The following is an 11688-nucleotide window of genomic DNA, read 5'->3' as shown; positions in this document are numbered from 1 at the left end:
TGTGCCGCGTCTGCCCGGCAGAAGGTAGAGGTGGGCGCGGAAACAATGGTCTCTTGACGCCCGGGCCGACCTTCAGCACGAAGTTATTTCGTGATTGCGGAATTAAGATTTCGTGGACGCTGATCTGCGTCTCCACCTCGACGTTGTGCCGCGTCTGCCCGGCAGGAGGTAGAGGTGGAGCGGGTGGTTAGCGTGAGTGCATGACGTTCACGAAGCAGACGCCGTCACCACGCGCCGCCGCCTACGAGCACGCGGGGCTCGAAGCACTCCGCGACGCCGGGGCGCGCGTGCCGCAGGTGTATTCATGCGAGGGTGCGACGCTGACCATCGAGCGCATCGACTCCGGGGGCCCGGGCGTCACGCGACACGACGAGGAGGAGTTCGGACGCGAACTCGCGGCACTGCACGCCACCACGCGCACCCGCGATGAGGGCTGGGGCGGCGTCGATGACGACCCGCGCGCATTCCTGGGCCTGTGCCCGGTGCACCTGCCCGTGGTCGACTCGTGGGAGGAGTCCTATCTCGAGAATCGGGTCCGGCCGCTCGCCCGGCGTGCCGTGGAGGAGGGGTGCCTCGACGCCGAGGCCCTCCGTCTCGTCGACCGCCTCGAGGCCCGCCACCTCGGCCCCGACGAGCCTCCGACGCTCGTCCATGGAGACCTCTGGGCCGGAAACCGCATGCATGACCATCAGGGACGCAGCTGGCTCATCGACCCCGCGGCCCAATGGGGGCACCGTGAGCTCGACCTCGCCATGATGCATCTGTTCGGCGGCTTCACCGAACGAGAGATCGGTTCCTATGACGAAGCGCTTCCTCTGGCGGAGGGGTGGCAGGAACGGATCCCGCTCTACCAACTCCTGCCGCTGTTGGTGCACGCGATCCTGTTCGGCGGCGGTTACGGCGCCCAAACGCTTCACGCGCTGCGCTCGGTGGCGTGAATGACGGGCACCTTCCTGCGGATGGGTGCGGTGGGCAGCCGATGTCCGGGACGTGGGTTCCCGGTCTTCTAGGATCGGCGCGTGACCGACAGCGAGAACCCCGAGAGCGTGCACCACACGCATGATCCGGCCCACCATGCCGACTTCTTCGACACCTCCGCCGCCACGTGGGATGACGATGACAAACGAGCGCGGGCTTCGAAGATCGCCGACGCCATCTGTGAGATCGTCCGCCCCACGGGCGTCGAAACCGTCTTCGAGTACGGAGCCGGGACCGGCCTGGTGACGCAGATGCTCGGGGACCGCGTCGGACCTGCGACACTCGCAGAGCCCTCCGCCGGGATGCGTGACGTCATCCGCGCCAAGGTCGAGGCGGGAACCCTGCCGGACACCACCGACGTGGTCGATCTCGACCTCACGGTCGGGCCGGTTCCGAAGGAGCGTTACGACCTCGTGGTCACCAGCATGGTCCTGCACCACATCGCTGACACCGGCACGGTCCTCGAGGCATTTTGGCAGCTGACCTCTCCCGGCGGGCACGTCCTCATCGCCGACCTGGATCGGGAGGACGGCTCCTTCCATGCCCAGATGCGCGACTTCCACGGCCACAGCGGCTTCGACCGCGAAGGTCTGAAACGTCAACTCATGGAGCTCGGTTTCGTCGACGTCGTCTTCCGTGACTGTGCGGAGGTCATCAAACACGATCGTCCGTATTCGGTTTTCCTGGCTGCGGCCCGGCGCCCCTGACCATCGTCTTTTCGCGGACCGCGCCGTGCCGGCATGGCTGGGTTAATCTGCTGCTGGCAGGTGAGGAGGTGCGGTGAGCGGTTTCGGTCAACAGGGTCCTGCGCCACATCCCGCGGCGCAGGGCGGGGAATGGGGCGCCCCCGGTGGTCAGGGCCCGTTCGGCCCGTCTGGCGGTTTTCCACCGGGTGGTTCGCAGGGCGGTTTTCCGCCGGGCGGTCCACCACGGCGCAAGGGGCCGGGGGTCGGGTTGGTCATCGCTCTGGTGGCGGTCCTGGTGGTGATCACCATCGCTGGTCTGACGACCATCAGGCTGCGCCAGATGTCGGTTCGGGCCGAGATGACGTCCTCGCCCAGCCCTGCCATGACCGGTCCCACCGCCACACCCTCGGTCTCCACCACGCCCTCGGCTTCTGTCACATCCGCGGAGCCGACGCCGCAGGCGCCCGAGTCGCAACAGGTGCCTGACGCCGATCCCGGTGAGCACAGTCTGGGTCACGGAGCGAGCGTCGACACCCCGGAGGGCTGGGAACTCATCAATGAATCCACGAACCCCGGTGGTGACATCTTCCTCGAGTTCAAGCACCCCGGCACCTCGGCGCTCTCGGCCATCCAGCTCGTCGATGGGCGTCCCGGTGCGGCAGCGGCCGCAACCTGCGGCACCTTCAACCGTCAGGCCATGGCGAAGGTGAATGTCGAGAACGAGGTGCGCGCCGAGCCGATCCTGTGGGATGACGGCATCGATGCGGTCACCTGCGGCTATGTCCACACCGATGCTTCCGGCGTCACATGGGATGTGCTCTACAGCGTCATCCAGCACGAGGGGGAGGGATACTTCCTGCTGCAGGAGGCCCATTTCCCGACCGGTGGTGCCATCAGCGAGGCCGAGCAGACGAAGATCGGCGAACAGTCCTTGGAGATGCTCAAGCAGGCGAGCAACACCTGGGGGATTCCGTTCCCCTGAGGCTGTGTCCCGGCCCGCCCGGTTCTCTCGGCTCAGCCGCGCTGGCGTCGTGTCTGATCGATGAGCTGATCGAGCAGCGTGCCCAGCTCGTCGGCGCGTCGATCCTCGAGGGTGAGCCCGTCGTCGCCGAACTCGGTGAACAGGTTCAGGGACACCTGGGCGCGCACCACGACGGTCTGAAAATTGGGGATGATCTGACGCCACTGCTCCACCGCGCGGATGCCTCCGTCAGCGCCGTAGGAGATGAGGGCGGCGGCCTTGCCCGCCCACTCCGACCCCAGGGAGTCGAACGCGTTCTTCAGCCCGCCGGGAACGCCGTGGTTGTACTCCGGGGTGATGAAGATGAAGCCGTCGCAGGCGTCGATGGCGTCGCTCCACCTCTGCACGCGCTCGTCGTCGTACTTCTTGTCGGCGGCACCCGGGATGGTGACGGAAGTGAGCACGGGAACGTCGAAATCCGCGAGTGTGATGACCTCGAACTCGGCCTCGGTGCGCTTCCGGGCCTGTTCCTCGACCCAGGCGGCGATCAGGTCGCTCCTGCGTCCCTCGCGTACCGATCCGCTGATGATGCCGATCTTCATGGAAGTCCTCTTTCGGTGTTCGGACGCTTGGGTTCGACCTTCACGTGACTTTCCGTGGGCAACGATTCGGCGTCCTCCGGTTGTTGTTGAAATCAAAACCAAGGTAGCGCGTGGTGTCTTCCACGGTGAGAGGGGTTGTGCCGGTGGATGGGGGACGTCAGAATCCCCGTGACGTCGCGTCCGCCGCGTCCCATCCCCACGAAGGAGTGCCCATGACCGAGTCCCGTGCCATCATGCCCGCCCAGCTTCCCGCCGCTCCAGCTGAACGGACGGTCTACTCGTACGGAGTCCTGCGTGGTTCGACCCTGCACATCTCGGGCATGGTCGCCTTCGATTCGGACGCCAACATCGTGGGGGAGGGCGACATCGAGGCGCAGGTGGAGCAGGTCATGCAGAACCTCACCGCAGTGGTCGAGGAGGCCGGCGGCACCATCGATGATGTCGTCTCCACCACGACCTATCTGGTGGATGTGGCCGACGCCCCGGTGGTCTCGGCGGCTCGGGCGCGTCACTTCACCGGTGAGGTGCTGCCGACGCACACGGTGGTCGGCGTCGCGGCGCTCGCGCGTCCGCAGTTCCTCGTTGAGATCCAGGCCATCGCCGAGATCGGCTGAGGCCCACGTCGATCCGGCCCTCGGTGTGAACGGCGTCGGGAGCGCGGCTGAGGTGCTCAGACCGCTTGGCCGAAACGCTGGTCCATCTCGAGGGCGGGGAAGGGCTCATGGTTGTGGCTCACGATCTTGGCCGGCACGCCAGCCACGGTGGTGCGGGGCGGTACATCGCTGAGGACCACCGAGCCCGCGCCGATCTTGGCGCCTTCGCCCACGCGGATGTTCCCGAGCACCTTCGCACCGGCACCGATCATGACGCCACGCCCGATCTTGGGGTGACGGTCACCGCCGGCCTTGCCGGTGCCACCGAGCGTCACCTCGTGCAGCATCGAGAAGTCGTCCTCGATCACGGCGGTCTCGCCGATCACCACGCTGGTGGCGTGGTCGAACATGATGCCGCGGCCGATGCGGGCACCCGGATGGATGTCCACGGCGAACACCTCCGAGATCCTGCTCTGCATGAACAGGGCCAGCGTCTTGCGTCCGGTCACCCAGTAGTGGTGCGCGATGCGGAAGGCCTGGACCGAATGGAAGCCCTTGAAGTACAGCAACGGGTGGCTGTAGCCGAGGGTTGCGGGGTCACGGGTGATCGTTGCCTGCAGGTCGGCGATGACCGACTCCTCGATCAACGGGTCGCGTTCGAAAGCGGTGAAGGCGAGGTCGCGCAGCGTCACCGATGAGACCACCGGGTTGGCCAGCTTGTGGGCGAGTAGGGTACCGAGGGCCTCCATGAGGGAGGAATGGCGCAGGACCGACTCGAACAGGAAACCGCCCAGCGTCGGTTCGGCGGCGGCATCACGTTCGGCCTCCTGCACGATGGTGGGCCACACGTCATGATCGGGCACATGTTTGGTCATCGCGGAGGACATCCCTTCGGTGTCGCTCTCCATCGTTGACGATGATGGAGAGATAGAAATTTAACATATGCCTCCGGTTTTTCGGGAGGGCGAACAGGAGGAGCCACATGGCCGGTCAGGCGAAACGACCCGATGGTGCACTCGCGGCGCCGCTTCTGATCGTGCTCGCCCTCTGCGGCGGCTTCGGCCCCTTCGCCATCGACGCCTACCTGCCCGGCCTGCCCGCCATCGCCCACGATTTTGGCGTTCCCGCCTCACAGGCCCAACTCACCCTGACCGGCTTCCTCCTCGCGCTCGGCCTCAGCCAGCTCGTGCTGGGGCCGTTGTCGGATCAGACCGGGCGTCGCCGCGTCCTCCTCGTCGGGCTCGCGGGCGCAGCGGTGGCGTCCGCCCTGTGTGCCGTGGCTCCCAGCATCTGGGTGCTGATCGTCGCGCGCATCCTGCAGGGAGCATTCGGTGGGGCGGGGGTGGTGCTCTCGCGGGCGATCGTCGCCGACCTCGCCGAGGGCATCGGCGTCGCGCGGGCCTTCTCGATGCTCATGTCGGTGCAAGCCCTTGCGCCGGTGATCGCCCCGATCATGGGCGGGCTCCTGGTGCCGACGCTCGGCTGGCGCTCGGTGTTCTGGTTCCTGGCGCTGCTTGGCGTCGGCATGTTGGTGGCCGCCTGGATCATCATTCCCGAGTCACTCCCGTCGCATGAACGGATCACCGGCGGCGTCGGCAAGGCCATCTCCGACATGCTGTTCCTGTTGCGATTCCGGGGCTATGCCGCTGCGGTGGCGATGTTCATCGTGAGCTTCGGGATCCTGTTCTCGTACGTATCGGCGAGCCCCTTCGTGCTGCAGCGCATCGTCGGCCTGACTGAGGAGCAGTTCTCGATCGTGTTCACGATGAACTCCTTGGCGATCCTCGGCTCCAACCTCACCAATGCCCGACTCGTGGCACGGATGAGACCGCTGGACATCGCCACTCGGGCGACGCCGGCGATGGCTGCGGTGGTGCTGTGGTTGACGCTCGCGGTGCTCGTGTTCGATGTGGCCGGCTGGGCCGTCATCATCGGATTCTTCTGCCTGACGGTGTGCATCGGCTTCCTGTTTCCCAACCTGTCGGCGGTGGCATTGGAAGCCTCGGGGAGTCGACGCGGCGCAGGATCTGCGCTCATGGGTGCGTCACAGATGACCCTCGCGGCCGCAGTGGCCCCGCTCACCGGCATCGGAAACGGTCAGAGTGCGGTGCCCATGGTGGTGCTGATGCTGGTCTTCGTCATCTGCCAGGTGGTCGCGCTGCTCGTGCTGCGCACCGCACCGGAGAGCCGTACCGCCTGAGGCGCGGTGCGTCCGGACCCATCGCCGGTCAGCTCACTGCTGCGGCGTCAGCGTCGCCCACTGCTGATGCTTGGCGATGCGGCCGTCGGCAGAGGAACGTCCGCGTAGCCTCCGGCCGACCCAGGGCAGAAGATGGGAGCGCCCGTAACGGAGTTGATCCGACACCGATTTCCGCGGCGGTTCGCCCGCGGGAAGGGCATGGGGAGTCTCGACCCGTCCGAACGCCCGAAGAACGAGATCGGCCACGCGGCGATGCCCGTCCGGGCCCATGTGCAGCCTGTCCTCGGCCCAGTACTGAGGGCGTTGGATCTCCGAATCGTGGAAGATATCGATGAAATCGACGCCGCGGGCAGCGGTGAGCGCCGTCATCGCGTCGGTGAGTTCGGCGCCCCGACGTCGGATGGTCTGGCCGAGGGGAAGTCCCCCGGTGGGATCGGGGCCAGCCAGAGCCACCACGCGGATTCCCGCTGTGGAGAAGGCGTCCAAGGCTTCGGTGATGAGCCCCACCATCCGTGCGGCGTCCATACGTGGGCGCAGCATGTCATTGCCGCCGCCGTTGAACGTCACCAAAGTGGGCGCAGGGTCGAGGGCCAGTGCTGCCTCGACCTGGGTGGTGACGATCTGCTCCAGCAGCAGTCCGCGGATGGCGAGGTTGGCGAAGCGCACCTCGGTGCCATGGGCATCGGCCAACCCCTGTGCGACGCGGTCTGCCCAGCCCCGCGCTGTGCCATCGGCGTACTCATCACCGACGCCCTCGGTGAAGCTGTCCCCCAACGAGGCCATGCGAAGAGGCGTCTGTTCATCAATGGTCAGTTCGCGCACGGTTCGACTCCTTCGGCGAGATCAGACCAGAACGGGATACGCGTCGTGGGCTGATTCACCTCGAACTGGTTTCGGTGGAACTCGTTCAGCACGTATTCATGCAGATCGGCCCCGTACAGGATCACGTCGGACTGGTATGCCGAGAACACCGGGCTGGCACCGTCGGCAGTGGCAGCCGCGATGTAGCGGTGCCCGTACAGGGGAACCAGCGTGGGCCATGAGGCGAGTTCCCGACGCGCCACCTCTTCAGCCGAACAGGCATCGCTTGGGCGCTCGCCCCATGCGCCGGGCCAGAAGGCGTTCTCGTGGACGTCGAAGATGATCCCCTCGATGGGCCAGTCGAACGACCGCTGCAGCGAACGCATGTCGTCGGTGCGCCAATCCACCCAGCGGTCACGGATGGGCAGCGCCCTTGCGAGGAAATCCCTGTGATCGGGGGCGAAACGGAAGTTGAAAGTGCTCTCGAGTTGCTCGAACTCGTCATCGGTGAGGCCCGGTGCGAACTCGGCACCCGCCCGGTGGAGCACATCGAACGTCCGCGCGATGAGATCAGCGTTCATGCCTGCAGCCTATTGCGCCGACCCATGCGGGACCCATTCGCCACGGCTCGAAGCCCTGCCGAGGGGGCTCAACCGGGGCTGACCACGTGGGCCGCTCGTTCCAGGGACTGCTCCATGAGCCACTGGAGTGCGTCCACGTTCTTGCGGTGGCGTCCGTAGTCGACGATCTGTGTGGCCAACGCGGAGCGACTGGATGCGGTGACCTTGGCGCCTGCCGGATCCGGTTCGACCATGATCGAGAGATTCTCTCCCCAGCTCCACAGATTGGCCGCGACCGACCCGTGCACGGTGATCCCGTCGGTCTGCACCGGACGCCGGGTATGCGTCGCGATCGCCTGTTGGGCCGCATGGAACACCTGCGCCGGATGCGCGGGGAAGGTCATGATGCGGATCCGTTTGTTGGCCATCGGGCCATCATGACATCCGGTTGTTGGTCATCGGGCGGTGTTCGGTTCGGGTGTGGGGTGAGGCGTGTGTCGGTCATCGGGGACCGGCGGTGGATCACGGCCGAAGGATCTTCTCCATGGGGCGCCCCTTGGCGAGTTCGTCCACGAGCTTGTCGAGGTAACGGATCCTCCGCATGAGAGGGTCCTCGACCTCCTGCACCTTGACCCCGCACACCGAGCCGGTGATCTTCTCGGAGTTCGGGTGCAGGGAGGCGGCGTCGAAGAAGTCCTGGAAGGTGGTCCCGGAATCCAGGTGACGCTGCAACGTGACCCGGTCGAAGCCGGTCAGCCAGCAGATGACGGTGTCGAGCTCGTCCTTCGTCCGGCTCTTGCGTTCGACCTTCGTCACGTAGTGGGGGTAGACCGACGCCACGCTCATGGTGAAGATGCGATGCATGGCCGTCAGCGTAGTCGCCTTTCGCGAGGACACCTTGGGGCGCGTTCCCGCGTTCCCGCGTCACATCGGCTCCACCTTGACGTTGTGCCGTGTCTACGCAGCACAACGTCAAGGTGGGGCGGGGCAGGCATGGCCCAACGCCAGGGTGGCGCGCTCAGGCGAGGGCGAGGGTGCAGACCTTGTCGCCGCCGCGTGCCGGCCCCTCAGTGATGTCGAGCGAAGCCACTTGGGCGGACTTGGTGAACACCACCGGGGTGATCGGGTCGCGCCCGGATTCGCGGATCCGGGACACGTCGACGCGGACGATGGGCTGACCGGCGGTCACGGTCTCACCGGTGGACGCCAGTTTCTCGAACCCCTCGCCCTTGAGCTCTACGGTGTCCATGCCGATGTGCACGAACACCTCGAGCCCGGATTCGGCGACCAGCGCGAAGGCGTGCAGCGTGTCGAAGACCTTGGTCAATCTTCCGGCCGTCGGAGCGCAGACCTCCACGACCCCGGCGTCGGCGTCCGGTTCGATCGCGAACCCGTCACCGAGCATGCGCTGGGCGAAGACCGGATCGGGCACCTCGGTGACCGGAATCACCCGTCCCGTCAGCGGTGCGGTGATGCTGGTCTTCTTCTTGCCGAATCCGAACATGATTCTCCTTGGGTGTGGGGCGGCGTCCTCGGAGCCCCTCTCCAAGGACGCCGCGTGTGGATGGGTGGGCGGTGTCACTCGTCCTTGGCGCCCTCGAGGGCGACGTCCTTGGACCTGAGCCGATCGGCGACCGCGTCGTACACGAACTGCACCTGCGGCCCGACGACCACCTGGACCGACGTCTGCGAGGGCCGGATCACGCCGGCGATGCCGGCCTTCTTGATCTCGCTCTCCTTCACCTTCACATAGTCGTCGACGGTGCAACGCAGACGCGTGGTGCAGTAATCGACGAGCTTGATGTTCTCGGTCCCACCGAGGCCCTTGATGATCTGATCGGCGGTGGCCATGACATCGGCATCGGCGTCGAGGGTGGCGTCGGCGTCCTCATCGGTGACATCCCCGCGACCAGGCGTCTTCAGGTTGAACCTGCCGATCAGGAAGTAGAACACCACGAAGTACAGGGCGAAGTAGGCGAGCCCCACGAGGGCGAGCATGTACCACTTGTTGGCCAGCGGGTTCTGGGATGACAACGCCATGTCGACGAACCCGGCGGAGAAACCGAAGCCTGCGGTCCAGTTGAAGGCCGAGGCGATGAACATCGACAGACCGGTCAGGATCGCGTGCACCAGGTACAGCAACGGTGCGACGAACATGAAGGTGAACTCCAGGGGCTCGGTGACACCGGTGAAGAACGAGGCCAGGGCACCGGCGAGCATGAGCGAGCCGATGGTCTTGCGACGCTTGGCATCGGCGCGCAGGAACATGGCCAGCGCAGCGCCGGGGAGACCGAACATCATCACCGGGAAGAAACCACCTTGGTAGCGGCCCACCTCACCGACGACCTGACACGTGCTGCCATCCCAGACGCCGGGGCACGACGCCGCGTCAGTGGCCGCCTTGGCCGCCTCGATGGTGGCGCCACCGGCGAGGAACTTGCCGATGTCGTCGATGCCGATCACGTCGAACCAGAAGATGGAGTTCAGCGCGTGATGCAGACCTGTCGGGATGAGCAGGCGGTTGACGAAGCCGTACAGGCCCGCGCCGACGGCACCCATGCCCTGAATCCATTGACCGAAGTTGAACAACCCGGTGTACAGCAGGGGCCACAGCACATACATCGCACCGGCGAGGGCGATGGAGAACACCGAGGTCAGGATCGGGACGAGTCGGCGCCCGGAGAAGAAGGCCAGTGCATCCGGCAGGCGGGTGTTGTGGAATCTGTTGTAGACCCAAGCGGCAAGGACGCCGACGAGGATGCCGATGAGCACGTTCTTGTCGTCGATGGCGTCCCAACCCTGTGACGCCCACAACAGGGCTGCGTCACCCTCGAGCGCGGTGGGATCCTCGATGCCCTTGTACGCCGCCACCGTTTCGGGGCCGACGACCATCTTCACCGTGGCGAAACCGATGAAACCCGATAGTGCTGCCGCGCCGTTGGAGTCCTTCGCCAGACCGAAGGCAATGGCGACCGCGAAGATCCAACCGAGATTGTCGAGCACTGCCGAGCCCGACTTGATGAGTACTGCCGCGACGATGCTGTTCGCGCCCCAGCCGTCAGGGTCGATCCAATAGCCGATGCCCATGAGAATGGCTGCGACCGGCAGCACTGCCACCGCACCCATCAGGGCCTTTCCGAGGCGCTGCAGCGCCTCCATGATGCGAGATCCCACTGTTTCTTCCTTTCTCAGGCACGCCTGTGTGCGTGGTCTTGTTTCCAGCCGTGCAGCCCTACGGCGGTGTAGGCCACCTCGCCTCGGGCGGTTTGCGGCAGGGCATCGGTGTGGAGGATGCGGGTGATCAGACGCCGAGCGAGCGCGCATTCGGAGGGGAGGTCGCGGTGGATCGCGTGCAGGGCGTTGTTGTGACGCCAGCGTCCGGTCTCGATACGGCGAATGAGTTGGGCCAGGGCGACGGTCAGGTCGTTGGTGGTGGGGTCGGCGTCGGCGCCGGGGGTGATTCCGAATTCGGTGTGGACGAGGGCGACGAGTTCGGCCAGGAGATTGGCGCGCTGCAGGGGCTGTTTGGCAGTGGCCCCGGTGCGGGCCCCATTGAGGTGGAGGGTGACGAAGGCGGCTTCGTCGACGGGCATCGTCACCGAGAGGTTGGCGTTCAGATAATGGACGACGACCTCGGCCGCGGCGTACTCGTCGGGGAAGGAGGCACGGATCTCCTTGACCAGCTCATTGCGGATCGCCTGACCCTGTTCGAGCCGGTGGACGGCGAACGCGAGGTGGTCGGCGAGCAGCAGATAGACCGATGGGTGGAGCTCGCCGAGCAGGTCGGCCGCGAGATCGACGGCTGCCGAAATGGTCTCCAGCACCGAGGTGCCCAAGGAGCTGGCCCACGTAAGGAACTGCACCTGCTCGGGTGCGACCTCCACAAAACGGCTCTGGATACCTTCGGTGGGGATGGGGTCGCCTTCGCTGCGACCGAACCCGATGCCACGTCCGACCAGCACCATCTCGTCCTCGGCCCCTCGGGCGAGGACGGCGTTGTTGTTCAGAACGCGAACAACGCGCGGTGTTGGCTGCGGCACAGGAAAGCTCCTCGTTGAGCACGGCGGAAGTACTCCGCCGCTTCCGGTGATGCCTGCCGAACAGTGACACCCGTGCTTCTGGTGGTTCCTTGATTGTACGACGTGGCGTAGTTGTTGGGCAAGCGGCCGCGTCGAATCCTCTGCTTGGCCCGCGTCGCCTCCACCTCTGCGTTGTGCCGTGTCTGTGCGGCGAAGCGTCAAGGTGGGGCCGAAGGTGGGGTGGTCAGGCGTCGATGGGTGGGTGATTGGTGCGGTTTGCGGCCCCTG

At 65.9% G+C, this 11688-nt stretch carries 14 protein-coding genes; 5 read left to right on the top strand and 9 right to left on the bottom strand.

Annotation, left to right across the window (positions count from 1 at the left end; genetic code table 11):
• The first annotated feature begins 200 nt into the window (after positions 1 to 200).
• The 3 genes from FB460_RS06440 to FB460_RS06430 all read left to right on the top strand — a co-directional run bounded on the left by FB460_RS06440 (position 201) and on the right by FB460_RS06430 (position 2646).
• On the top strand, positions 201 to 938 hold the full coding sequence (locus tag FB460_RS06440) for a fructosamine kinase family protein (protein ID WP_142093202.1): 738 nt from the start codon (positions 201 to 203) through the stop codon (positions 936 to 938).
• Between the two features lie 81 nt (positions 939 to 1019).
• Entirely contained in the window at positions 1020 to 1685 is a 666-nt protein-coding gene (locus FB460_RS06435) for a class I SAM-dependent methyltransferase (protein ID WP_211345855.1), read from the top strand.
• 73 nt (positions 1686 to 1758) lie between these two features.
• Complete coding sequence (locus FB460_RS06430; protein ID WP_142093201.1) at positions 1759 to 2646, top strand: hypothetical protein; 888 nt, start codon at positions 1759 to 1761, stop codon at positions 2644 to 2646.
• A 32-nt stretch (positions 2647 to 2678) separates the two neighbouring features.
• Here FB460_RS06430 and FB460_RS06425 read toward each other — a convergent pair whose 3' ends face one another.
• On the bottom strand, positions 2679 to 3227 hold the full coding sequence (locus FB460_RS06425; protein WP_142093200.1) for an NADPH-dependent FMN reductase: 549 nt from the start codon (positions 3225 to 3227) through the stop codon (positions 2679 to 2681).
• Between the two features lie 212 nt (positions 3228 to 3439).
• Between FB460_RS06425 and FB460_RS06420 the strand changes: the two genes are divergently transcribed.
• Positions 3440 to 3841 carry a RidA family protein gene (locus tag FB460_RS06420; RefSeq protein ID WP_211345854.1) on the top strand — a complete coding sequence of 134 codons (402 nt, stop codon included), beginning with the start codon at positions 3440 to 3442 and terminating at the stop codon, positions 3839 to 3841.
• 56 nt (positions 3842 to 3897) lie between these two features.
• Here FB460_RS06420 and cysE read toward each other — a convergent pair whose 3' ends face one another.
• A complete protein-coding gene (cysE, locus tag FB460_RS06415; RefSeq protein WP_246044258.1) occupies positions 3898 to 4728 on the bottom strand; it encodes a serine O-acetyltransferase in 831 nt (276 codons plus the stop codon).
• A 74-nt stretch (positions 4729 to 4802) separates the two neighbouring features.
• Between cysE and FB460_RS06410 the strand changes: the two genes are divergently transcribed.
• Entirely contained in the window at positions 4803 to 6020 is a 1218-nt protein-coding gene (locus tag FB460_RS06410) for a multidrug effflux MFS transporter (protein WP_142093199.1), read from the top strand.
• Between the two features lie 33 nt (positions 6021 to 6053).
• Here FB460_RS06410 and FB460_RS06405 read toward each other — a convergent pair whose 3' ends face one another.
• From FB460_RS06405 to FB460_RS06375, 7 genes are all read right to left on the bottom strand, one after another.
• Positions 6054 to 6842, bottom strand: coding sequence for an SGNH/GDSL hydrolase family protein (locus tag FB460_RS06405; RefSeq protein WP_211345853.1), 789 nt, complete (start codon positions 6840 to 6842; stop codon positions 6054 to 6056).
• On the bottom strand, positions 6830 to 7402 hold the full coding sequence (locus FB460_RS06400) for a hypothetical protein (protein WP_142093198.1): 573 nt from the start codon (positions 7400 to 7402) through the stop codon (positions 6830 to 6832). Before FB460_RS06400 ends, FB460_RS06405 begins: the two co-directional genes overlap by 13 nt.
• Before the next feature lie 68 nt (positions 7403 to 7470).
• A complete protein-coding gene (locus tag FB460_RS06395) occupies positions 7471 to 7809 on the bottom strand; it encodes a hypothetical protein (protein WP_142093197.1) in 339 nt (112 codons plus the stop codon).
• A gap of 94 nt (positions 7810 to 7903) precedes the next feature.
• Positions 7904 to 8245 (bottom strand): DUF2200 domain-containing protein, encoded by a 342-nt coding sequence (locus FB460_RS06390; protein WP_142093196.1) that lies wholly within the window; start codon positions 8243 to 8245, stop codon positions 7904 to 7906.
• Positions 8246 to 8399: 154 nt separating this feature from the next.
• Positions 8400 to 8885, bottom strand: coding sequence for a PTS sugar transporter subunit IIA (locus FB460_RS06385; RefSeq protein WP_142093195.1), 486 nt, complete (start codon positions 8883 to 8885; stop codon positions 8400 to 8402).
• 74 nt (positions 8886 to 8959) lie between these two features.
• On the bottom strand, positions 8960 to 10555 hold the full coding sequence (gene nagE, locus FB460_RS06380; protein WP_211345852.1) for an N-acetylglucosamine-specific PTS transporter subunit IIBC: 1596 nt from the start codon (positions 10553 to 10555) through the stop codon (positions 8960 to 8962).
• A 14-nt stretch (positions 10556 to 10569) separates the two neighbouring features.
• The gene (locus FB460_RS06375) at positions 10570 to 11421 is read right to left on the bottom strand and encodes a PRD domain-containing protein (protein ID WP_211345851.1); all 852 of its coding nucleotides are present in this window, start codon (positions 11419 to 11421) and stop codon (positions 10570 to 10572) included.
• Positions 11422 to 11688 lie beyond the last annotated feature (267 nt).

The organism is Propioniferax innocua (assembly GCF_006716235.1).
In the GTDB taxonomy this organism is placed as follows: Bacteria; Actinomycetota; Actinomycetes; order Propionibacteriales; family Propionibacteriaceae; genus Propioniferax; species Propioniferax innocua.
This window is presented reverse-complemented; position numbering and strand designations above follow the sequence as displayed.